Raw genomic sequence first — 23,249 nt, forward strand, 5'->3', positions numbered from 1 at the left:
GGGCTAGCATGAAAACACTACTTTTAATCACCGCAACCCTTGCCTCTGGACTCGCTTATGCCGAAGGTGAATTACCCGATCGCCAAACCGAACTGCCAGCCGTCGAAAAAGTGAAAGACAACAAGTACCTAGTGCCACGCGACTTAGTGGATATCCCAGCAGGAGAATTTGGCGACAAAGTAAAATTAGGTTACTCACTGTTTGTTGACTCGCAACAGATGCGTGGCGAATACGTCGGCAACGAGCAAAACTGTGTTAACTGCCACATGCAAGCAGGCATGAAGCCCAATGCAGCGCCACTTTGGGGCGCGTACATGGCTTATCCGGCTTATCGTAAGAAGAACGACAAGGTCAACAGCTACGCTGAGCGTATTCAAGGCTGTTTCACCTATTCAATGAACGGAATCGCACCAGCCTTAGACTCAAAAGAACTGGTCGCACTCAGCGCTTACTCCTACTGGTTGGCGATGGGCGGCATCTTAGATAAGAACGGTATGCAAGATACGCCAGTTCCTGAGATCAGTGATGCAGATTTACAAATCGGTGGTAAAGCGGAAAGCTTCCCTCTTCCGGAAGAGCTGTTAAGTAAATACCCGATCGATGATCGCAGCAAGTTGGCAGGCCGTGGCTACCCTAAGATTGCTAACCCTGAACAAGAACCGTCAATAGCGCGTGGTGAGAAGGTTTACCAAACCAGCTGCCAAACCTGTCATGGTCAAAATGGTGAAGGTATTAAAGGAGCAGACGGCCGATCATACTTCCCACCATTGTGGGGCGAAAACGCGTTTAACTGGGGCGCGGGAATGCACCGTATAAACACAGCGGCTTATTTCATTTACGAAAACATGCCGCTCGGAAAGAGCCAGCAGCTTTCGATTCAAGATGCATGGGATGTGGCTGCATTTGTGAATAGTCATGAACGCCCACAAGATCCTCGATACAAGGGCGATGTGGCTGATAATGCAGAACGCTATCACAAACATCAGGGCTACTACGGTAAAGAAGTGGATGGCCACGTATTGGGTACAAAAGCTTATCCAAGTGGCAAAGAAGTGATTCATAATCACTAGCTTCACTTAAAGAGGGACTCTTTTCGAGAAAAGAGCCGTTCACACCAGCTATAGCTACACTTTACATTGTAAATCAGTTATAGCCTGAGAGTAAAAAGGAGCCAGTTCGTATGAAGTTCTGGCTCCTTTTTTTATTTGATATGGCATAGAAGCAGCTAACCTTGCTGCATCTTCTCCCAAATGGTTGGAGAGCCAATATAGTCTTGAACCGTAGTGATGAACTCTTTCACCAGCTTGGTCTGCTTACGGTGCGGATACACAGCGTAGATTGCGGTATCGATTGTAGAGATCGGATAATCTGGCAGTAAAGTGACCAAGCCAAGTTCTTTCATTGAGGCATACAGGTTTGATTGATCAAGGAAGCCATAACCTAGACCATCTTTCACACAAGACACCATGGTACGAACATCACTCACCTTATAGTTGCCACGAATCGTCAGGCTTTGGAAAGTATTGCCATGCGGCTCTTCACTGATACGCAGATGATCAACCGTCATATCGCCATTGGTATAAATCACCGCAGGCAAAGCTAGCAAATCTTGTGGTGTCTTAGGTTCACCGTGCTGCTTAACAAAATCATTCGACGCGACCAACATGAAGTTACTGTCAGCAATCTTCTTCGCAATCAAATTCGATTCAACAAGCTTGCTGAAGCGAAAGGCGATATCGAATTGGCCTGCGATGATGTTGGCGATCTTATCGTCCAGTGAAAGGACAATCTGAACATCCGGGTACTTTCTCATAAACTGAGTGATGATAGGTTGCAGGTATTGCTGACCAAAATAGATCGGAGATGTAATTCGTAACACACCTTTGGGTTCAGACTGGTATGAATCAGCAATGCCTTGGATCTGATTGATGGTGTCTTTCAACACATAGGTTTGCGCGAGAATATCTTCCCCTGCCGACGTCAATGAGAACGAGCGCGTAGAGCGGTTGAGCAACTGAACACCTAAGTCTTGCTCAAGCTTTTTGATCTGTTTAGAGAGTGATGAATTGTCCATATCATGCAAGGTTGCCGCTTTGGTGAACGACCCTTGTTGAACCACATCTAAGAACAATAACAACTGATTAGTATTGGGCACTTCGCCTCTCCTGCAATAAAACTCGATTAGCGTTCATCTTTAGGGGTATCCATCACAACCATAGTCGTTATGGATTGAACCTGAGCACATTCCCCAAGTACATCGGCATGAAACTTCTTATATCCCGGCAGATCTTTGGTTTCGACTCTCAATAAATACTCGTTAGCGCCAGTGATGTTGTGACATTCCACTACCTCTTTTTCCATGCTGACATGTTGTTCAAACTCTAGTTGAGCCGATTTGCTGTGGCTCGATAAACCAATCGAAACATAGGCAATAAAGCCGACACCCATTAGGCCATTATCCAAAACCGCGCGGTAACCTTGGATGATGCCTTTGCGCTCAAGATCTTGTACGCGTCTTAAGGTTGCAGAGGCCGACAAACCAATTCGTTCTGAAAGCTCAATGTTGGAGATTCTGCCGTCCAATTTAAGCTCTTGCAATATCCTTTCGTCAAATCTATCCATAGGTACTTATTATTGTGCAATTAGTGATAATAGATGAAATAAAAGCACATAATTGCCTCACTTTCCACCTACTATGTTTCTCAACACGTGAAAGTCATGACCGGTCAGTCACTTCGTTCATTTTATTGCTGGAGAACCATAATGCCTTTAGAACAACTTAGCGCACTTGCCTTATTTGCGTTTGTCTCGACCTTCACGCCGGGTCCAAATAACATCATGCTGATGACATCAGGTGCCAATGTTGGCTTTGCTCGTACCATTCCGCACATGCTTGGCATTGCTCTAGGTTTTGCCGCCATGTTGCTGTTAGTTGGCTTCGGTTTAATGGGCATTTTCAACGCGTATCCGGTGACTCACCAAATCTTAAAATACCTGAGCCTTGCTTACTTGGTTTACCTAGCGATTAAAATAGCAAAGAGTGGAAAAGCTAAAAGCACTGAAGCTTATAAACCGATGACCTTCATTGGCGCGGCAAGTTTTCAGTGGGTTAATCCGAAAGGTTGGTCAATGGCACTGACAGCCATTTCTGTTTATAGCAGCGGTAGTTCATGGTGGGAACTTGCAATCATCGCAGCGATATTCACACTAGCTAACTTGCCATCCGTAACTTTCTGGACGGCAGCAGGCAAGCAACTGCAACACTGGCTAACAACGCCAGTCCGCATCAAAAGCTTCAACTATGGCATGGCGGGGTTGCTGTTAGCCTCAACGATTCCGATGTTGTAGCCAGATAGCTTCCATATGATGGTTAGCAAGTGATTACTAACCATCAATTTCATTACAAGTATCCAATAACCTCACTAACCCAACGACCGAATATCGCCTGCCCACTCGGTGTTAACGTCCATATAAACACTGCTATATTCATCGCCACCGTCAGCCAATAAATCGCTCTGAACGGCTGCTTTTGCGTTTTATGACGCAGCTTGTCTTGTGCGAGCAAAGCCCCCAACCAACCACCAGCTACAGAAAAAATATGCAAAGTTTTCTCTGGCACACGCCAATTGCCATTGATTGCCGCTCTCTTGTCCTTCGCGTACACAAAAAACGTCACCAATCCGATAACCAAATACCACACCAACAGCGCTTTAGAACTTTCTGCAAACAACACAGATATCGCAACCAACATCAGATAGGTGATAGCAATTTTAATAGATGAAGACAACATCAACTCCTTTTGGGTAACAGCTCACATATTGTGGCAATTACGCCCTGTAGATTTTGATAGAAAGAGCTCAGTAGCACGGAGCTAGTCTACTAAGAAACCTCTTCCTAAACACACGTTGGATCTATCGTAATCGAAAGGATCTGAAAATAGAAATGACAGTATTTTCACACTTATGTGAATCCATTTTTAGTGTCAAAATATTTGTGGTTACTCCACACTAATTAATAGGGTTATTATTAGCTATAGTAGCAATAAAAACGGTAATAAATAAAACTTTATTGCCATTGAAAAATAAGAGCCAAAAAAAGTGGCATTCGTCTCACATTAATAAGGATGAGTTCTCATCCTTATTATCTACTCCTATCCTCTACGCCTTAGGTTATTGATTCCGAACATATGAGTCATTGATCCAATTAATCCAGCACTAACCAAATACAAAGCGTGATATTGACACTAGGTTTCTTATAATTACGAATTAAAAATAACTTTATACATTGCCATCACAAATAGTTGACCTTGGTTAAAGCTAGGATATTTATCTTCATAAAAAGTGAAATATGGATATCAAAACGTGAACAACATAAATATTAATAAAATTATATCTCTACGAAACACCTTCAATATGACCAAAAAGAGAAGCTTCAAGCGCTCGACTTTGGCCAAAGCGATTTTACCTCTATTCACCGCTACTTTGATCGCAGGTTGTGGCAGTGATAGCGACAATGACACAGACGCAGGCAACGATGGCTTATACAAAGCAGGCGAAAACGAAGTCGTTGTGTATTACAAACGTGATGTTGCAGCCGCGAGCACTTCGGGCTCAACTTACGACGGTTGGGGGCTTCACCTATGGAATGGCGAAGGCTGTACTAGCACAGACTTAAAAGGCATGGGGCTAAGCGAAACGGGTACTAACTGGGAAGCACCTTACGAATTTGATGGTATCAGTGATACCTACGGCGCTTACTATGTGTTGAAAGTCGATCCAGATGCTTCTGACCCACATAAATGCATGAACTTCATCTTACACAATGGCGACGAAAAAGCGTTTGGTAGTGCCAATTCAAAAATCGAGTTAACCAAACTTGGTGATTCGCAAGGTGTATTCGGGTTCCATGGCAGCAGCGAGCTGTACTACGACCCAATTTCAGAGCGCCCAGTGAATATTGATGGCCAAAAAGCGCATTGGTTAGACGCAGACACTATCGCTTGGGAAGCCGCTGGTAACGCCGATTCTGTCAAGCTGTTCTACGCACTCGATAACAGCATCACGATGAACGACGACAAAGAGATCGTGGGCGGCACTGCAATTGAACTAAGCAAAGATGGGGAATTGTCTTCTGAATTGAAAGAGCGTTTCCGCCACCTTGCAAGCTTACCTGCCCTTGCTATCGACGTTGACGACAACACATTACGCACCATCTTAAAATCTCAGATAATTTTTGTTGCCTATAATGCCAATGGCGATGTTATCTCTTCAACTGAGGTTCAAAAGCCAGGTGTGCTTGATGCGGTATTTGCTAGCGAAGATGCTGGTAACGCAATGGGTGAAGAACTAGGCGCGATTGTTGAAGGCAGTGCAGCGACCTTCAAGCTTTGGGCACCAACCGCGCAAGATGTAGAACTCGTCTTGTACAGCGAAGATCTGCAAAGTTCACAAGTGTTCCCAATGACGGAAAGCACTGAGACGGGTATTTGGGCGACTGACGCGGTACCTAACGCTGTCAACAGTTACTATCGCTACCAAGTGAAGGTTTACCATCCAACCACAGGTAACATTGAAACTCGCCTAGTAACCGACCCTTACTCACTCAGTTTGTCGAAAAACTCAGCATACTCTCAAGTGATCGATCTTGATGATTCAGCATTAATGCCTGAAGGTTGGGTTGGATATGAGCGTCCAACGGTAGAGAAAGATGAAGATCATGTACTTTACGAATCACACCTTCGTGACTTCAGCTTCAGCGATAAGCTCGGCACACCTAGCCTAAATGGAAAATACCTCGCTCTCACAGAAGCAGATCGCGAGTCGGTCAAGCACCTACAAGCTTTGAAAGATGCAGGTTTAACCACGCTGCATATCTTACCAGCATTTGATATCGCTACCGTTGATGAAGATGAAGCAAGCCGCGTCGATATCACCGACACCGTTGGCAAACTGTGTGATGTAAAACCGACTGCTGCCTTATGTGGAAACGAAGACGAAAATAAAGTCATCGAAGATGTACTCGATGGTTATGACCCTTCAACAGGCGATGCGCAAGCATTAATGAACGACCTGCGCATGCTGGACAGCTTCAACTGGGGCTACGACCCATTCCACTACACTGTGCCAGAGGGCAGCTACGCGACCGATCCTAATGGTTCTCAACGTATTCTAGAATTCCGTCAAATGGTGAAAGCCACGCACGACATGGATCTCAAGCTGATCATGGACGTGGTATACAACCACACCAATGCGTCTGGTGTGAACGATAAGTCGGTACTGGATAAGATTGTCCCTGGGTACTACCACCGTCTTAATGTGAACACAGGTGGCGTGGAAAACTCGACCTGTTGTGACAACACTGCGACCGAAAACCTAATGATGGGTAAGTTAATGGTCGACTCACTTAAGGTGTGGGCTGACGACTACAAGGTGGATGGTTTCCGTTTTGACTTAATGGGTCACCAACCAAAAGACGTAATGGTAGAAGCTCTTGCTGAAGTTCGTAAAATCGACGAGAACACACTGTTCTACGGTGAAGGGTGGGACTTTGGTGAAGTAGCTAACAATGCACGCTTCGACCAAGCGAACCAAATCAATATGGCAGGCACAGAGATAGGTACATTCTCTGATCGATTACGTGACGCTGTTCGTGGCGGTAGCCCGTTTGATGGTGGCGTCGATTCAGAAGGCAACCACCCACTTCGCTTTAACCAAGGCTTTGGTAACGCAGCGATTGCCAACGAAGAAACCAAAGTTGATCAAGATTCGATTAATGGTCGTTTGCATAACCAAGACCTTGTTCGTTTAGGTATGGCAGGTAACCTCGCAGAATACGTACTGATTGATTACAAAGGCGATACCAAACTGGGTAAAAACGTTGATTACAACGGCGCGCCAGCTGGTTACACTAAGATGCCTTCAGAGAACATTTCTTACGTTTCAAAACACGATAACCAAACGCTGTGGGACAACAACGCTTACAAGATCGCTGCAGGTACTAGTTCTGCAGAGCGTGCTCGCATGCAATCTGTATCGCTCTCTACCGTCATGTTAGGCCAAGGCATACCATTCATCCATATGGGCTCTGAACTGTTGCGCTCTAAGTCAATGCAGCGCGATTCTTACGACTCTGGTGATTGGTATAACCGCGTCATGTTTGACGGTACTGACAACAACTGGAATGTTGGCTTACCACGTGAAGATAAAGATGGTGCGAACTGGGATCTGATCAAAACTATCATTGCTGACAGCACTGCTAAACCAGACGCAGACGACATTGAACTGACTAAGCAGCAATTCCTAGAACTACTAAAAATCCGTAGCTCAAGTGAACTGTTCCGCTTAGATACAGCAGACGAAGTCATGAAGCGTGTCGATTTCCGAAATGTTGGCGAAGATCAAGTCGAAGGCCTGATTGTCATGTCTATCGATGATGGTGTGTCTGCGGGCGACGATCTTGACCCTGCAAATGATGCGATTGTGGCAGTTGTAAACTCAACTAATGAATCTCAATCGTTCAAAATCACAGGAGCGACAGGCTTTACACTTCATGACGTTCAACAAAACTCTGCTGATGATACAGTGAAAGGTGCAAGCTTCGCCGCTGAGACCTTCACAGTACCGGCACTAACCACCGCTGTATTTGTACAAGCTCAAGGTGATGCACAAGGTGTCGGTCTGCCAGTTGATAACTCTGATAAAGATGTGTCTAGCATTCCGCCATACGGTCAAACTACCGTGTATGTACGTGGTGATATGAATGGCTGGAACCCTGTTGAGGGTTGGGCAATGAGCTTTGTAAGTAACGGCGTTTATTCAGTAACAGGTAGCTTGGAAGCGGGTAACTATGGCTTCAAGTTTGCAGATGCTGACTGGAAAACACCTAACTTTGGTTGTGACTCCGTTGAACTTGCTAATGGGTCAATCAACCTAGGTAGTGATGGTAACTGCCAACTAAGCGTAGCAGAAGCTGGCAGCTACACCTTCACTCTGAATGCGATTAATGAGCTGGATGACAATGTAGAAAAAGCGGTCGTTTCAGTAACCAAGAATTAAGCCTTAAAGCTTACGATTCTAATAAACAGATAATAAAACCAGCGCAAGCTAGCCTTTTGGGAGACCTCAGTCTCCCTTTTTTTGTGCTCAACAAACACCAATCCCAACACGTCCCCCCCTTCCCTGACCTTGATTAACATAAATGTTAAGAGATAAACAAACCGCCTAAGTTCTTGGTTCTTGGTTCTTGGTTCTTGGTTCTTGGTTCTTGGTTCTTGGTAGAAAGTATAACGATGTCGTGTGAACGTATAACGATGTCGTGTGAACGTATAATTCCAGTGTACGTAAAGTTTAGGAGGCCGACTTTAGGTCACTAGATGAAATAGCGATTCGTCAATAGAGCTCGTATTCAGCTATTTGACAAGAGTAAAATAGACGAGAGTGTTTTTTAGTAGTTAGTAAATCAAAACTATAAACAACGAATTACGCCCATTTATATTAGCTATTGGTTATTGGTTATTGGTTATTGGTTATTGGTTATTATGTGTAAGCCTGAGATTATTTACATTCAAATATTCTGGTTAACATGAGTATTACTTTTAATTTATTACAATCAATAAAAAAGGCTCCCTACTAGGAGCCCTTCTCTTTATATCAATCAGTATTTACAAACTATTCGACTACTTTTTATTGACGGCTTTTACAAATACTTCTTGCGCGCCTTCAATACCTAGTGCTTTTGCTTCATCTAATAAGCTCAGAGCTTTAGGAATATTGTCTTCAGTTACAGCCGTTTGAATCGCATTGTGATAGTAGGTTTGCGTTTCAGGTTGAATGGTATCGATCTTAGTCGCAGCGGCTGGTTTAGCGTTAGATTCGCTGCTCGATGAACCAATAGAAAAGAAGCTCGCTTTATCGATTGTTACTTCTATCTTACCAACGTTAGCATTTGGAATCGGGATATCTTTCACTTCAGGTAAATAGTTACCACGACCTTCCGCATCTAAACGAGCAGGATGGATCACATCAGTAAAATCACCAATATCAGCTTGATCTGTATAGATAACTAAATAAACTGATTTTGCTGTTGTCGGTGGGTAAAAATCGTTCTCAGCAACGAGACGGTTCCCCAAGTGTAGTCTTGGTTTAGCGTACTCGAAACTCTCTTTACCGTAACGCTCTAGCTCACTACCGTTTTCGTCATAGATAACCGCATTAGGAACAAACGCTGTATCGCCGATAATGCTCGTGATATTAATCGAGTACTCACCGCGATCTGCAGGCAGTTCAATCGCTACTACAGGGCTGTTTATTCCTTGATAGTTTAATACTTGGCTATTTGGTGTCACATCAAAAATTGCCGAGCTTGGAAGCTTCATCGGGGCAAATTGAAGACCAGTAATCGAGTTAACTTGTTCAGCCTGTGCCACTTGCACTTGCTCGACTACTTGTGCAGATTGGCAACCGGCCAATGCAACACAACCACTCAACATCAGAGCTTTAAAATACATAACCCTTCCTTTTTATTTTTTTAAGAAATTTACTAACTTTAATTACCACAAAGAGAACTATTCACCTAGGGAACGATCAACTTAATCGTACATTCCTTAAAAAAATAGCCGACGCAAGCCGGCTATGAATTAGGACAGTTTAGGATTTTAAGCTAAGTGGCTTACCACCAAGCTTCAACTTGGATACCAACAACGAAGTCGTTGTCAGCACCTTTAGCTGTTACATCTCCGCTCGCATCTTTCACTTCGCCGAATGAATCACCTTCTAGATCCATTAGGTAGCTACCGTATACACGGATTTCAGGACGAGCCCAGAAGCTGTCACCCATTGCCCATGCTTGAGCAACAGTAAATTTAGCGCCACCAAAGTCAACGTTGTCTACTTCACCAGCGTTATAGCCAGCTTCGAAGATAGTACGCATTGTGTCGTTCCACTTATACATTGGACGAGCCACGATAGAGTATTGGCTTGAATCATGCTTATCAACACCTAGGTCTGAACCTGCTAGGTATGCAAGTTGGTGACCCATTTCCCAAGATTCGCCTAGGTTCATTACACCCCAGTTAAGAATACGGTAACCAAAACCATCATCTTGAGCACCAGAGCGATCATAGTAAGCACCAGAACCCCAGAAGTTAGCCATTTGAACGCCGTAACCAGCAGTACCTAGCTGAACAACTGTTTGGTTAAAACCATTGCTCATGTTTTGGTGGATAATACCTGTAGCAAGTAGACCATCATCACCATCGTATTTGCCATTCTTGTTTTCAGTACCGAAGTTGTAAACAACACCAAGCTCTAAACTAGCATCTTCCCATAAACCGATATTCGCTAGGCGAGCATCAGCCATGTAACCAGCACCGTTCTCATCTTCGCCATCTTGAATAATTGCTAAAGAAAGTTTTTGGTTACCAACTGAAATATTTTCAATACCACCACCAGTACCTGATGTATTTAGGAAGTAGAAGTCAGTGATGTGAATATCTTTACGTTGGTAGTATGTTTTACCAGCCCAAAGAGTCGCTTCTTCATCAAAAGATAACACGCCAGTTGCTTTAACAGCGAACTGAGCAACGTTAAAGTCACCGTCTTCCCAACCATTTGCGCCATCAGCACCAGAAGCAATCATTGACTCTAAACGCCAAGTTTGCTCACCAGTTTTTAGTTCTTCAGCCAAGCCAAACTCAGAGTAGTTGTCGTTTTCATTACCTAGACGGCCAATACCATTCTTCATGAATGAAACGTCACCACCATCATTTCCGCTAATACCAGTACCAGCACGCATGTAGCCATTAAAATCTACAGCGAACGCAGAGCCAGCAGCTAATGTAGTTGCCACTGCAGCAGCAATCAAACTTACTTTTTTCATTCTTAACTCCATTAAGGACGATTTATTTTAGGTTTTTATATTTTTGCTCTCTTGCGGCAACCAAAGGCAGTAATGGTAGTCGTAAGATAGAGAGGTTTAGGGTTTCCCCTGATTCGTTTCAACGGGGTCAATATTAAGAGGGGATGACAAGTTTGACTTCCTCCACCCCTAAGTTAATTAAGGGGGACTAGAGGGGAGTAGAAAATATACAGAACGGTGTTTTAAAGAGGTGGATCACTTAATCTAGGAGGAGTAGACAGCACACAGATCTAATTATTCACCTTAAGTGAGATCTACTTCAAATATATAATTTGAACCTAATCGGTAAATTATTTTTTTAACAATAATTATTCTATGAAGTTGCTTGACCTTACTGTGACAAAGCTTTTTACTTATAGTTCACTGATGTTGATAAACGAACAAGAAATCAAGCAATGACTAGAACGCTCGCTCGCCCTTATCCACTAGGCGCAACGCTAGGAAACACTGGCTGTAACTTCTCAATTTATTCTCCTGACTGTAAATCCCTCTCTCTTGCTCTTTTTGACGAGAACGATGAATTCACCACTTATAAGTTGGAAAATGAATACGCTGATATCAGATATGTTTTTATTGATGGTATAAAAGCGGGGCAAAAATACGGTTTCATTGCAGAAACGGACAATGGGCCAATCCTACTTTCAGACCCGTATGCCAAAGCAATCAGCGAACCGCTCGATTACGTCACGCCGTATACCAATGAGAAGAGCTTTGCTATGGCGAAATGTGTTGTTATTGATGACACTTTCGATTGGCAAGGCGTGGAAAAACCACGCATTAGCCGCGAAGAGACCGTTCTTTTTGAAACCCATGTAAAAGGCCTATCTCAACTTCATCCTGAAGTAGCGACCAATACTAAAGGACGTTACTTAGGGTTAGTTAGCCCTGAAATGCTTGCGTTCTATAAACAGCAAAATATCAATTCTCTACAACTTTTACCTATTGCTGCGTGTATGCATGAACCCCACCTATTGGATATGGGGAAAGTAAACTATTGGGGTTACAACCCATATCTGTTCATGGCGCCAGACCCTCGCTATGCAGAAAAAGACGCGGTTACTGAGCTCAAAACCGCGATTCGTGAACTGCACCGCAATGGTATCGAGGTCATCCTTGACGTCGTATACAACCACACAGCTGAAGGTGGTGAAGGGGGTACAACCTTCAACCTCAAAGCGCTAGATAGCCGCTACTACATTAAACATGGTTGTCATTACGCGAACTTCACAGGCTGCGGTAATACGGTCGACCTCACCCACCAACCGGCACTCAACTTAGTCATGGATACGCTTCGTTACTGGGTAAATGAGTTCCAAGTCGATGGCTTCCGTTTTGATTTAGCAGCAACACTGGGGCGCGAAGGTGACAACTACAACCCTGAGGCTGCTTTCTTTAAAGCCGTTGCTCAAGATCCTGTACTGAAAGAAACCAAGCTAATCGCAGAACCATGGGATATTGGACCTAATGGTTATCAAGTAGGTAATTTCCCGCTAGGTTGGAATGAATGTAATGACAAGCTTAGAGACATCACTCGTAGCTTCTGGCGTGGCGATCAAGGCTACCTGAAAGAGTTTGCAACTCGCTTGATGGGTTCACGTGACATCTATAGCGCTGCGCACTGGCCGTACAAATTAACCGTCAACTACATCACTTATCACGATGGCTTCACCATGCAAGATCTTGTTTCTTACAAGCATAAGCACAACGAAGAGAATGGTGAGAACAACCGCGATGGACACGGTGACAACCGCTCTGAAAACTACGGTGTTGAAGGTGAAACCGAAAACCTGTTAGTGATCGCGACACGTGAAAAGCAGAAACGCAACTTCATGGCGAGCTTGCTGTTTGCTTTTGGTATTCCGCATATTTTGACGGCCGATGTGTTATCTCATACTCAAAAAGGTAACAACAACGCTTACTGCCAAGATGGCGTAACCAGCTGGCTAAACTGGGAAGACTCTGAGCGCAAGACATACTTCAAGACTTGGCTATCGGAAATGATTTCTGCTCGTCAGCAATACATGGTGCCATTTATTAAGGCATTCAGTGGCGAAAAACGTAATTCTAACCGCATCTTCTGGAGCCGTGTCGATGGCACTCTGATGGAGCATGATGATTGGAACCGTTTAAGCTCAGTTGCGCTGCATTTAGGCATTGGTAAAAATGGTGACGAGTTGATTTATCTGATCAACCAAACCAACGCACCAGCACGTTTTTCTTTACCTAGTGATCGTGATCAAAACTGGGTGAAGATCTGCGATACTAACCTACGAAATGTAAAACCAGGTCATGCTGAAGGTGAAATGTTATTGTCGCCAACTTCGATGGCGATTTTGCATTATTCGCCAGGCAAAACTGAGTTAAGTTAAAAGTTAAGCCAACGTAATAAAACACCGAAAACCATAGAAGCCAGTTATATTTATGACTGGCTTTTTTGTTAGCCTAATATCACAAAACGCATTCATTTATATGGAATCATTTGCATTGATGTGATTACGAAAACTGTTTAGTATGGCCGTACTATAAAAATGAATCTATAACGTCTTTGGATATCATGGCTTTACCTAAAACATTAATTCGGCTTTTTAAACCATACATTATTTTATTAACTGGAGGGATGCTCTATCTAGCTGTGGCTCAGCTTGAAAAAGTAGAAACAGCAGCAACTGAACAATCATCGTCAAACATTCGTATCGCAAGCTCCACTATTCGTTCCAACATCGAAGCGACATTCGGCAAGCTCTATTTTTTAGAAACCAGTCTAGGCCTACCTAAAACGGCTCCAATCGGTGATAAAAAATTCAGAGAATTGAGCGATAATATTCTAAAAAGAACGCCAAACTTCTCCGATATCGTTCGATACCAACCACAATCCCAACAATATATATCAAGTCGTGGATTACCTCTTTCCCATGAACAAATCGATTCCATAAAATGGAACTCAATAGACAGTGTGGTTGAGGATTTCTACATCTCTTCGATTTACCAAAAAGCAGATGGTCGTTGGGTGTTCGCAGTTAAACATACAGCGGAAAGATTGAATGAAGAAATATGGATTGAGTTTGACCTTTTACACACCACACAAGGATTAAGAGACTTAAAAACGCTTAATCACGGCTATGTGTTTGTAGTTGACCGAGCAACAGAACGACTGGTCTTCCACCCAGACCCAAAGCGTATCGGATCTAAATCAGTCAGCTATCACGCAGGTATCAGCCATCAACTCTCACAAGGTGAAACCGTTGGTAAGCACGAATATTACTATCAAGATAACTTCAAAATATCGGTATTTGACGCTGACAACAGCTTGAACTGGGTATTCATCGCAGGCACCGATCGCCATGATATCTTAACCAGCTCACACCAATTTACGTTAACTGGCTTGGTACTTGGTTCACTGCTTCTATTGTGGATTGGCGCAAACTATCTGGCTTATCGTTTGAATGTGTCCTTGTCACAACTGAATAAAGTCGATGACCTTGTAAGCTTTAAGCGAGAGTTAAGATCCATACTGGACAGCTTCACCTACCAAAAAGGCATTCAATTCTGTCTCTATCAGCCTGAGAACCACGCATTCAGTACCATCGACTATCACGGAAACAAGTCAACGGTACATTGTGACAAAGCCCTTGCAGAGCGATTTACACCGGACACCATGGCTTACAGAAGCGGAAAATACGCCGACCCATTAGCGTGTAAACTCAAAATACACCAACGTCATTACTGTATTCCTTTGCACTCTCGTAAGCAGTTGATCGCAGTGTTGTACGTAAACGCAAACTTACCGATCAGCCAGAGTATTCTGCGAATGATCCGGGATTACACTGAGGTCTCTTTGTCGAACTTACTGCTTCAACATCAATTGAGTAGCAAAGATCTGATGACGCAGTTAGACAATAAGAGCAGTTTCAGTATCGCCATCGAAAACTACGCGAGCGAGCCCGATACCTATGTTGCTCTGCTTGATATCGATAACTTCGACCACGTAAACCGTGCCTACGGTGAAGCAGTCGGTGACAAGATGATCAAGCTGACTGCAGAATCGATACGTTATTACTTCCCGAAACCGAAAGGACTTTGCTTGGCGCGTGTTGGAGGAAAGGAGTTCGCGGTATTGTTCAAAGCCAATGATGTGAAAGATGCCAAATTCCAGCTAGACCAGTGCCGAGTCGGAATCGCGGAGAAAACCATCGTCACTCCAGATATCACCTTATCGCTAGGGGTTAGCGTGGGGTACTCACAAATAGAAGGCGAAACAGACTCAGCTTTAGCGCTAGCGGAACAGGCAAAGCTTATCGCGCAACAACTTGGTAAGAACCGAGTGGAAAGCCACATCAGAGCCGTTGCCAAAGCATCTTAAACGCATTCCAACAAGCCTGTAGATTATCACACACGACAAAGCACCTAGGGTTCCAAATTCAAGGTGCTTTTGTTTTTCTAGAAAGTCATTACAATGCGCCTTCGATAAGACAATATCCCCTTTTCTAACGACACGAATCTTATGAAGCTAAGTAACCGACTGCAAACTCTCCACTCCCTTGTCAGCAATGACTACCAGCATATTTGGGACTGTTGCTGTGATCATGGCTTTTTGGGTGTTCAACTGTTGTCGGATAATAAAGCACCTCAGATTCACTTTGTCGATATTGTCCCGTCTCTAATGAGTGAACTTGAAGACAAGCTAGCGCACTACTTTCCACAAGATAATAAAGCTGAACAAACGGTTACCAGTCAATGGCAAGTCTACTGCATGGATGTCGCCGCTATTCCGCTTGAGAAACATACTGGCAAACACCTAGTTATTATTGCAGGCGTCGGTGGCGATCTCACTCAGAAACTCGTCGATGACATTCATCGTCAACACCCAAACAAAGCGATCGATTTCTTGCTTTGTCCGGTGCATCAGCAATTCGAGTTGAGAAGCCATTTAAAGGCGCTCAATTTTGGTCTTATTGATGAAATTTTGATCGAAGAGAACCGTCGTTACTACGAGGTTTTATTGGTGAGTAATAACCAAGGTGATTCAGATAATAGCCAAAACGTTCGCGAGATATCGAACGTCGGTGACAAGATCTGGGCACCAAATTGTGACGAACAAATGAAGGTATCACAGCAATACAAAGCCAAAACATTGCAGCACTACTTACGTATCCATCAAGGACAGGAGAAGCAAGGCAAACCGAGTCAAGTGAAGCATGTTATTGATGCCTACCAGTCGGTTAAACCATAGTAAGTACTAACTTTATTGCTGAATATTAAGAATATTCAAATCAATAAAAAGCCGATAGTTCAATGAACTATCGGCTTTTTCAATACTATCAGTTTGGTTTGAGCTTACTGCTGTTGTTTCTTATGAACCGCATCTGTCTCATCAATCGATTCAGCCTCAGAGGGCGTATCAACCCCATAAACCGTATCAAGATAAGCATCTTTCTCTTTCCACGTGTTGTTCAACCAACTGTGGAAGCGACGTTTAAACGCTTTATCTTCAAAGTAATTACCGTTTACGTTCTCGTCCATCGGGTGCAATTTAATACGTACCACAACCTTGGTCATTTTGCCTTTCAACATATCTTCAAACGGAGAGACTTGGTTTTCAGGGTAAGCCAAAGTGACATCCACGATCCCATCTAAGATTGGCCCCATTGCAGATAGAGCAAACGCCACACCGCCGGTTTTTGGTTTCAATAGGTGTCGGTATGGAGTTTTCGCTGTCGCCAGTTTGTCGTGGTTGGCACGCGTTCCTTCCACAAAGTTAACTAATGTTGTCGGCGCTAGCTTGAACTTAGTACACGCTTTGTTGATTGCATTGAAGTCATCATTACGACGCTCTGGGTTACGTAGCAAAAACTCGCGAGAGTGACGTCGCATGAACGGCATATCCAAGCCCCAGCAGGCCAAGCCAACAAAAGGCACATACAGCAGTTCGTGCTTAAGGAAGAACTTCGTCATCGGCATCTTGTCTTTCAAGATTGAAGACAAAATCACAATATCCGCCCAGCTCAGGTGGTTCGACATCATCAAATACCACTGCTTAGTCGAGATATCTTCCCCGCCTTCCACTTGCCACTCGATGTCATTATTCACGTTCAACATCCAAAGATTGAGCGAAGCCCAACACCAGAATGTGAAGTTAGCTAAACGAGTACACGACTTTTGCACAACAGAGATTGGCAGAATCAGTTTGATGAGGCCAAAGAAACTCACGGTAAACGCAGTCATTGCGGTATTGAGGGTCACGAACAACACGTTCAAGGCCATACGAAGATTATCAAGCATAAAACACGGCTATATTGAGATCGAAAGCCGCCATTATACGCATCTATAAATTATTCTCTTTAGTTATTAGTGCAATACTTCAGGGGTCAAACCACTCTTCGGACTTTGCGAAAGCTCGGCTCTAAATCCCCCAAAACAACGCACCACGCACACAACAAACACACATATGAGTCATTTAGACCAATTTACAAAAGAGTCTTTTTGACACAAAAACAGTTAATTCCAGCCATCAAGTTAGTATTGATAAGCATTCTCATTATTGGCATGGTACATGCAACTCCAAAATGTAAATAGTTGAGTATCCTTAATGAGATAACTTCTCTTCTTAAAGGTGATGATATGACAGATATTCCTCATGGTTTGGTAACCGGAAAAGTCCTACACAAGACAGAGTGGACAGAACAATTGTTCTCACTCCAAGTCAGTGCTCCTGTCTCCCCTTATCAGGCAGGTCAGTTTACTAAGCTCGGTTTGCTAAATAGTGAAGATGAGTTCGTGAGACGTGCTTATTCAATGGTAAACGCACCAGAGCACGAAAAAGGTCATCAACATCTCGAGTTTTTAATTATTAAGGATCAGAACGGTCAGCTCTCTCCTCAGCTTCATGAATTGAAAGCAGGCGATGACATCTTTGTCGGCAAAGACCCAAGCGGCTTTATGACATTGGATGAGCTCCCAGAGAACGTCGACGATCTATGGATGCTTTCAACCGGAACCGCGGTTGGCCCATTCATCTCAATGCTCGAAAGCATGCAGATTCAACAACAGAATGGATTGGCTACAGAAAAAGCCGCCTCATTCAACAACCTTGTATTGGTTCATGCCGTAAGAACAGAACAAGACCTGACTTATCGAGACCGTATCACTCAACTCGTCGATCACTTTCAAGGAAAACTTAAATATGTGCCAATTATTTCTAGAGAATCAGTTACCGGAACTTTGCGCGGACGAATCCCAAGTTTGTTACTTGGAGGCGACCTCGAGCAAGCCGCGTCTGTCACTTTCAATCAAACCCGCAGTTTCTTCTACCTTTGCGGCAATCCGCAAATGGTTCGTGACACAAGTGACGCACTAACAAGTTTAGGTTTCGAAAAGCATCTACGTCGAAAGCCTGGTCAATTCAGCAGTGAAAATTACTGGTAAAGATAGGCTACCTAAAACACCGAAGTACCTATTTCAAAGAACAGTTAAAGTTAAATAAGAGGTTTTATATGAGTCATTTACGTATTCCTTCTCACTGGAAAATTCAACGTTCAACACCGTTTTTCACTAAGGACAACATCCCAGCAGCACTGCTCAATCATCACAATACAGCTAAAGGCGTGTTTGGTCAGATCTGCGTAATGGAAGGCACAGTGACCTTCTATGGTTTTGCTGATGCAGAAGCAACAGACCCAGAAACCGTTATCACTATCGAAGCAGGGCAATTTGCCACCAGTCCACCTCAATATTGGCACCGAGTAGAACTGAGTGACGACGCACAATTCAACATTAACTTCTGGTCAGAAAAAGAGACCAAGAAGATGTTCAACACTCGAAAGTAATATCTATTCGATATTGATGAACTTATAAGCAATCTACATCGTAATGTGATTTTTGATGTTCAGTAAATAACAACAAGAGACCAAATAACCCTAGTGATTACAATGACTAATGGTGATAGACAAGACAAAAAAACTCTAGCACACTGAACGGAGTTGTTAGTTTTTACCCCTTATCAAATAAACATAATTGGGGTATTCATTTTTTAGGTAAGAGAGGAAGCCATGCTCAACATTGCTTTTTTTAGCTCAAAATCATATGACGAAAAATCATTCAACCTTGCGAAAGGCGAACTCAACGCTGAGTTTCATTTCCATGATTTTCGCCTCACCACAACCACAGCGAAAATGGCGCACGACAATGAAGTGGTTTGTGCGTTTGTAAACGACGATCTATCACGAGAAGTGCTGGAGATTCTTGCACAAGGCGGCACCAAGCTGATTGCAATGCGCTGTGCTGGCTTTGATAAAGTCGACCTAGACGCAGCCAAAGAGCTTGGCCTGCAAGTGGTTCGCGTTCCGGCTTATTCACCAGAATCGGTAGCTGAACACACGGTCGGCATGATGATGTGTTTAAACCGTAAGCTTCACAAGGCATATCAACGTACTCGTGATGCAAACTTCTCTCTAGAAGGCTTGGTTGGCTTTAACTTCCACGGTAAAACCGTTGGTGTGATTGGTTCCGGTAAAATTGGCCTAGCGACCATGCGTATTCTGAAAGGCTTGGGCATGAACATCCTATGTTACGACCCATACCCAAACCCACTAGCCGTTGAGCTAGGCGCTACATATGTAGAGCTAGACGAGCTTTACAAAAAGTCTGATGTGATTTCTCTACACTGCCCTATGAGTAAAGAAAACTACCATCTATTAGATGCGACTGCATTTGAGAAAATGAAAAATGGCGTGATGATCGTCAACACTAGCCGCGGTGAACTGCTAGATTCAACTGCAGCTATTGAAGCGCTTAAGCAGAGTAAGATTGGCGCGCTTGGCCTTGATGTTTACGACAACGAGAAAGAGCTGTTCTTCCAAGACAAGTCTAACGATGTGATTGTCGATGACGTATTCCGTCGCCTATCTGCTTGTCACAACGTGCTGTTCACAGGTCACCAAGCTTTCTTAACCAAAGATGCTCTGTTCAACATCGCCAATACAACCCTAACCAGTGTTGATGCTTTCTTTGCAGGCAACACCAGCGGCAATGAACTGGTTTAATAGCTGAGTTGCTCTTAGATTAAATATGAAGCCACGCTAGCCCAAAAAATGAACTCGCGTGGCTCTTTCGTCTATTTAATACGTCTTAGTTCACTGTCTTCAAATGTCTTGACCTTCTGATGATAAAACCAATCATTTGGTAGCGCTTCACAGTGCTTTTTCAACTGAAAAGTCGTTGTAATGACATTATTCAGATAGTAAAAAATCTCACCTATTTATAGTCTATTGATAATAAACAGAACAAGTTTTGTACTTAAGTCTATATTGTTACTCCAAATCAAAACTGAACTTCTAGCCTTTGACAGCACCGGACGTTAGACCTGCAATCAGCTGTCGAGAACTGATAGCAAACAAGATCATCAATGGTAAAACCGCGACCGCAATACCAGTAAACATCGCGCCGTAAGGGATAAGCGCCGTACTGCCTTGCAGTGAACGAAGGGCTAGTGGAAGCGTGAACATCTCCATGTCGTTCATAACAACAAGTGGGCCCATAAAGTTGTTCCATTGGCCAATGAATGTCACCAGACCTAATGTTCCCAATGCTGGTGTGATCAAAGGAATAATGATTCTGAAGAAAATCGAGAATTCACCACACCCATCCATACGAGCCGCTTCAATCAACTCTCTTGGAATTGCAGAGCTGATGTATTGACGCATAAGGAAGATCCCCATCGCACCCACCGCCATTGGAATATATAGCGCTTTTGGTGTGTTCATCCAGCCTAACCAAGACATGATCAAAGCGGTAGGAATCATACTTAAGAACGCTGGCAGCATCATCGTAGCCATTACAAACACGAACAGACGGTTCTTATGTTTAAACTCGAACATTGCGAACGCATAACCTGCCAATGAACAGAACAGTAGATTCAATATCGTCGTAATCAGTGCGATGTAGAATGACCAACCTAAATTCTTCCAAAAGTGCGGAAGATAACCGATCAGAGCGTTAAGGTTCACGCCCAGCTGATCACCAAACCACATTGGCGGTGGGACAGAAAGAATCGCTTGGTTATCGTGAGTCGCAAAGATGAAGATAAAGTAAAACGGTATCAGCATCATCAACGCGCCCATTATGACAAATCCGTACGCGACAAGCTCACTAAGTGTAAATTTGATTTTCATGATTAGCTCTCGCTCTCTTTATCAGCAAAGATTTTGTTATTACCCCACGTAAGGGCCGCAATTATTAAGAATAAGAACCAAGATATTGCTGACGCTGTACCAAAATCACCCTCTTGGAATGCAGTGATGTACATGTGCATCGCGGCCGATTTTGCAGCTTGGTCGATACCACCAGTACCATCGGTAATAATGAATGGTTCTTCAAAGATCTGTAGGCTACCGATAATGGAAAGCGTAACTGCAAAGAACATCATTGGCTTAAGCATAGGCAGCGTAATGTAGAAGAACTGCTTAAGCTTGGTTGCCCCATCAATCGTTGCTGCTTCATAAAGATCTTTAGGAATTGTCTGCATTGCTGATAAGTACAAAATGGTATTCCAACCAACATAGCGCCAGAAAACAACAAACGACACCATCGTCTTAGTGTATTCAGGCTGATTCCAGTCAATATTTTCCGTTGGGAATAAGATCGCAAACGGTTGGAAGTCACCAATGCTGATCGTACCGATAGAGGTCAACATCATGTTGATCAAGCCATAGTCACGAGAGAATAGCGTAGTAAAGATCATCGCTACCGCTACCGTCGAAGTAATGTATGGCAAGAAATACAAACCCATGATGGTATTACGACCACGCTTGAAAGCGGTATGGATAAAGAATGCTAAAGGAATCGCCACTAAGTGCTGTGGAATACCCGAAGCAAGTGCCATCCAAAACGTGTTGTATAGAGATGTATGGAACCAATCATCACCAAGAGTAAAGATGTAGTTCTCAAGCCCTACCCACTCCATTGCACCAAATCCTGCTGCTGGCTCCCAGTAGTGGAACGATAGAAACAGAGAGAACAACATTGGGAATAAACCAAAAATTGCAAATACGATAAAGAATGGGCTGATGAATACGTACGGTATCCACTTGTGGCTATTGGCCTTTAGCTTCTCTATCCGAGAGACAGTTTGTACAGGCTCACTTTTAGTTATAATAGCGTCAGACATAATTACCCCTGCGCAGTGCCAGTAATTGTAAGACCTTCTAGGTCAAACAGGTGTGTACGGTTTAGGTCGAAGTAAAGTTCGATTTGCTGATTTTCTAACTCTTCTAAGCCCGTTGGAGATTCAACTTCCGCCAGAATATTTTGTCCGTCCAAAGAACAGTGAAGGTGGTAATTTGAACCCAGAAGCTCAACCATATTAACGGTGACTGTTAAGGTACCAATATTGTCAGACTGAACCGTTTGACGATTTAGATAGAAATCACTTGGGCGAATACCATATTCGATATCAAATGTTGGCAAATCGTGTGTTTTATTTAACGTAACGGTTTGCTCACCCACTGTCACAATCGTGTCATCTGATGACGTTGCTCGTGCAGAAAGAATGTTCATCTCTGGCGCGCCAATGAATGTCGCCACAAATTTACTGCAAGGCGATTCAAAGATTTCTTTTGGTGTACCTACTTGCGAAACATAACCATCTTTTAAGATAACGACTCGGTCAGCTAAGCTCATTGCTTCAACCTGATCGTGAGTAACATACAGTGTCGTAGTTTTAATCTTCTTATGCATTGCTTTAATCTCAGCACGCATGGTTCCACGAAGTTTAGTATCAAGGTTAGACAGTGGTTCATCAAACAAGAATACCGATGGCACTCGAACCATTGCACGCCCCATAGCAACACGCTGGCGTTGACCACCAGAGAGTGCTTTTGGGTAGCGCTTCAACAAAGGGGTAAGCTCTAACGATTCAGCTACTTCTTTAACGTGTTCAGCGATGACTTCTTTTTTAACACCGGCCATTTTCATTGGGAAACCGATGTTTTTTTCCACTGTCATGTGCGGATACAGCGCGTAGCTTTGGAACACCATCGCAGTGTCGCGATCTTTTGGATGAAGATCATTCACCAAACGATCACCAATTCGAATATCGCCTGAAGTAATGTCTTCTAGACCAGCAAGCATACGAAGTGTCGTTGATTTTCCGCAACCAGATGGGCCAAGAAAAACCACAAACTCACCATTATCGATATGAAGATCGAATTGCTTAACTACTTGCGTTTGACCGTACGCTTTTTTTACGTTTTCGAAAGTAACGGAACTCATTATTTGTACCTTTAGAAAAGTGGAACTTGCTAGCGAGAAACGCGGCTACAAGAGTCGTAGCCGCAAAGTTT

The 23,249-nt window shown here is 43.5% G+C and carries 18 protein-coding genes; 9 read left to right on the plus strand and 9 right to left on the minus strand.

The genetic code is table 11. The annotated features are described in order from the left end of the window. The first annotated feature begins 8 nt into the window (after positions 1-8). Positions 9-1,070 (plus strand): c-type cytochrome, encoded by a 1,062-nt coding sequence (locus CWO08_RS01485; RefSeq protein ID WP_108019576.1) that lies wholly within the window; start codon positions 9-11, stop codon positions 1,068-1,070. 155 nt (positions 1,071-1,225) lie between these two features. Here CWO08_RS01485 and CWO08_RS01490 read toward each other — a convergent pair whose 3' ends face one another. Beyond that, positions 1,226-2,155: a LysR family transcriptional regulator gene (locus CWO08_RS01490; protein ID WP_004732134.1), complete on the minus strand. Its 930-nt coding sequence runs from the start codon at positions 2,153-2,155 to the stop codon at positions 1,226-1,228. Between the two features lie 26 nt (positions 2,156-2,181). After that, the gene (locus tag CWO08_RS01495) at positions 2,182-2,622 is read right to left on the minus strand and encodes an Lrp/AsnC family transcriptional regulator (RefSeq protein WP_010431662.1); all 441 of its coding nucleotides are present in this window, start codon (positions 2,620-2,622) and stop codon (positions 2,182-2,184) included. Positions 2,623-2,763: 141 nt separating this feature from the next. Between CWO08_RS01495 and CWO08_RS01500 the strand changes: the two genes are divergently transcribed. Next, complete coding sequence (locus CWO08_RS01500; protein WP_065675799.1) at positions 2,764-3,348, plus strand: LysE family translocator; 585 nt, start codon at positions 2,764-2,766, stop codon at positions 3,346-3,348. A 52-nt stretch (positions 3,349-3,400) separates the two neighbouring features. On the opposite strand, the gene CWO08_RS01505 is transcribed toward CWO08_RS01500, so the two are convergent. Next, positions 3,401-3,790 (minus strand): DUF1294 domain-containing protein, encoded by a 390-nt coding sequence (locus CWO08_RS01505; protein ID WP_108019578.1) that lies wholly within the window; start codon positions 3,788-3,790, stop codon positions 3,401-3,403. 622 nt (positions 3,791-4,412) lie between these two features. Between CWO08_RS01505 and pulA the strand changes: the two genes are divergently transcribed. Then, a complete protein-coding gene (gene pulA / locus CWO08_RS01510; RefSeq protein WP_108019580.1) occupies positions 4,413-8,054 on the plus strand; it encodes a pullulanase-type alpha-1,6-glucosidase in 3,642 nt (1,213 codons plus the stop codon). Between the two features lie 620 nt (positions 8,055-8,674). Here the strand turns inward: pulA and CWO08_RS01520 are convergent. Then, a complete protein-coding gene (locus CWO08_RS01520; RefSeq protein ID WP_017078578.1) occupies positions 8,675-9,505 on the minus strand; it encodes a MalM family protein in 831 nt (276 codons plus the stop codon). A 161-nt stretch (positions 9,506-9,666) separates the two neighbouring features. Then, positions 9,667-10,875: a maltoporin LamB gene (gene lamB / locus CWO08_RS01525; protein WP_102478861.1), complete on the minus strand. Its 1,209-nt coding sequence runs from the start codon at positions 10,873-10,875 to the stop codon at positions 9,667-9,669. A 434-nt stretch (positions 10,876-11,309) separates the two neighbouring features. Here lamB and glgX point away from each other — a divergent pair, with 434 nt between their 5' ends. From glgX to CWO08_RS01540, 3 genes are all read left to right on the plus strand, one after another. Beyond that, positions 11,310-13,283, plus strand: coding sequence for a glycogen debranching protein GlgX (gene glgX / locus CWO08_RS01530; RefSeq protein WP_108019582.1), 1,974 nt, complete (start codon positions 11,310-11,312; stop codon positions 13,281-13,283). Between the two features lie 248 nt (positions 13,284-13,531). Then, entirely contained in the window at positions 13,532-15,274 is a 1,743-nt protein-coding gene (locus CWO08_RS01535) for a diguanylate cyclase (protein ID WP_102478806.1), read from the plus strand. 141 nt (positions 15,275-15,415) lie between these two features. Beyond that, positions 15,416-16,144, plus strand: coding sequence for a tRNA (adenine(22)-N(1))-methyltransferase TrmK (locus CWO08_RS01540; RefSeq protein WP_108019583.1), 729 nt, complete (start codon positions 15,416-15,418; stop codon positions 16,142-16,144). A 104-nt stretch (positions 16,145-16,248) separates the two neighbouring features. Here the strand turns inward: CWO08_RS01540 and CWO08_RS01545 are convergent, their stop codons facing one another. Further along, positions 16,249-17,193 carry an acyltransferase gene (locus CWO08_RS01545; protein ID WP_102431444.1) on the minus strand — a complete coding sequence of 315 codons (945 nt, stop codon included), beginning with the start codon at positions 17,191-17,193 and terminating at the stop codon, positions 16,249-16,251. Between the two features lie 339 nt (positions 17,194-17,532). On the opposite strand from CWO08_RS01545, the gene CWO08_RS01550 reads away from it, so the two are divergent. The 3 genes from CWO08_RS01550 (at position 17,533) to CWO08_RS01560 (ending at position 19,952) form a co-directional block, all read left to right on the plus strand. Further along, complete coding sequence (locus CWO08_RS01550; RefSeq protein ID WP_108019585.1) at positions 17,533-18,336, plus strand: ferredoxin--NADP reductase; 804 nt, start codon at positions 17,533-17,535, stop codon at positions 18,334-18,336. Positions 18,337-18,404: 68 nt separating this feature from the next. Next, positions 18,405-18,737: a DUF1971 domain-containing protein gene (locus tag CWO08_RS01555; protein WP_108019587.1), complete on the plus strand. Its 333-nt coding sequence runs from the start codon at positions 18,405-18,407 to the stop codon at positions 18,735-18,737. Between the two features lie 222 nt (positions 18,738-18,959). After that, entirely contained in the window at positions 18,960-19,952 is a 993-nt protein-coding gene (locus CWO08_RS01560; protein WP_108019589.1) for a 2-hydroxyacid dehydrogenase, read from the plus strand. A 291-nt stretch (positions 19,953-20,243) separates the two neighbouring features. Here the strand turns inward: CWO08_RS01560 and CWO08_RS01565 are convergent, their stop codons facing one another. Genes CWO08_RS01565 through CWO08_RS01575 form a run of 3 tightly spaced genes read right to left on the minus strand, consistent with a single transcriptional unit; the run spans position 20,244 to position 23,178 of the window. Continuing rightward, the gene (locus CWO08_RS01565; RefSeq protein WP_060980646.1) at positions 20,244-21,080 is read right to left on the minus strand and encodes a carbohydrate ABC transporter permease; all 837 of its coding nucleotides are present in this window, start codon (positions 21,078-21,080) and stop codon (positions 20,244-20,246) included. Positions 21,081-21,082: 2 nt separating this feature from the next. Beyond that, positions 21,083-22,075 (minus strand): carbohydrate ABC transporter permease, encoded by a 993-nt coding sequence (locus CWO08_RS01570; protein WP_102431446.1) that lies wholly within the window; start codon positions 22,073-22,075, stop codon positions 21,083-21,085. A 2-nt stretch (positions 22,076-22,077) separates the two neighbouring features. Continuing rightward, on the minus strand, positions 22,078-23,178 hold the full coding sequence (locus CWO08_RS01575) for an ABC transporter ATP-binding protein (protein WP_102431447.1): 1,101 nt from the start codon (positions 23,176-23,178) through the stop codon (positions 22,078-22,080). Positions 23,179-23,249 lie beyond the last annotated feature (71 nt).

Source organism: Vibrio sp. 10N.286.48.B8 (assembly GCF_003050085.1).
Taxonomy (GTDB): domain Bacteria; phylum Pseudomonadota; class Gammaproteobacteria; order Enterobacterales; family Vibrionaceae; genus Vibrio; species Vibrio crassostreae.

Bases quoted from the DNA above. Each gene is read 5' to 3' on its own strand.
- CWO08_RS01485 (WP_108019576.1), top strand. From the start codon at position 9: ATGAAAACACTACTTTTAATCACCGCAACCCTTGCCTCTGGACTCGCT.
- CWO08_RS01495 (WP_010431662.1), bottom strand. From the start codon at position 2,622: ATGGATAGATTTGACGAAAGGATATTGCAAGAGCTTAAATTGGACGGC.
- CWO08_RS01500 (WP_065675799.1), top strand. From the start codon at position 2,764: ATGCCTTTAGAACAACTTAGCGCACTTGCCTTATTTGCGTTTGTCTCG.
- CWO08_RS01505 (WP_108019578.1), bottom strand. From the start codon at position 3,790: ATGTTGTCTTCATCTATTAAAATTGCTATCACCTATCTGATGTTGGTT.
- pulA (WP_108019580.1), top strand. From the start codon at position 4,413: ATGACCAAAAAGAGAAGCTTCAAGCGCTCGACTTTGGCCAAAGCGATT.
- CWO08_RS01520 (WP_017078578.1), bottom strand. From the start codon at position 9,505: ATGTATTTTAAAGCTCTGATGTTGAGTGGTTGTGTTGCATTGGCCGGT.
- lamB (WP_102478861.1), bottom strand. From the start codon at position 10,875: ATGAAAAAAGTAAGTTTGATTGCTGCTGCAGTGGCAACTACATTAGCT.
- glgX (WP_108019582.1), top strand. From the start codon at position 11,310: ATGACTAGAACGCTCGCTCGCCCTTATCCACTAGGCGCAACGCTAGGA.
- CWO08_RS01535 (WP_102478806.1), top strand. From the start codon at position 13,532: ATGCTCTATCTAGCTGTGGCTCAGCTTGAAAAAGTAGAAACAGCAGCA.
- CWO08_RS01540 (WP_108019583.1), top strand. From the start codon at position 15,416: ATGAAGCTAAGTAACCGACTGCAAACTCTCCACTCCCTTGTCAGCAAT.
- CWO08_RS01545 (WP_102431444.1), bottom strand. From the start codon at position 17,193: ATGCTTGATAATCTTCGTATGGCCTTGAACGTGTTGTTCGTGACCCTC.
- CWO08_RS01550 (WP_108019585.1), top strand. From the start codon at position 17,533: ATGACAGATATTCCTCATGGTTTGGTAACCGGAAAAGTCCTACACAAG.
- CWO08_RS01555 (WP_108019587.1), top strand. From the start codon at position 18,405: ATGAGTCATTTACGTATTCCTTCTCACTGGAAAATTCAACGTTCAACA.
- CWO08_RS01560 (WP_108019589.1), top strand. From the start codon at position 18,960: ATGCTCAACATTGCTTTTTTTAGCTCAAAATCATATGACGAAAAATCA.
- CWO08_RS01565 (WP_060980646.1), bottom strand. From the start codon at position 21,080: ATGAAAATCAAATTTACACTTAGTGAGCTTGTCGCGTACGGATTTGTC.
- CWO08_RS01570 (WP_102431446.1), bottom strand. From the start codon at position 22,075: ATGTCTGACGCTATTATAACTAAAAGTGAGCCTGTACAAACTGTCTCT.
- CWO08_RS01575 (WP_102431447.1), bottom strand. From the start codon at position 23,178: ATGAGTTCCGTTACTTTCGAAAACGTAAAAAAAGCGTACGGTCAAACG.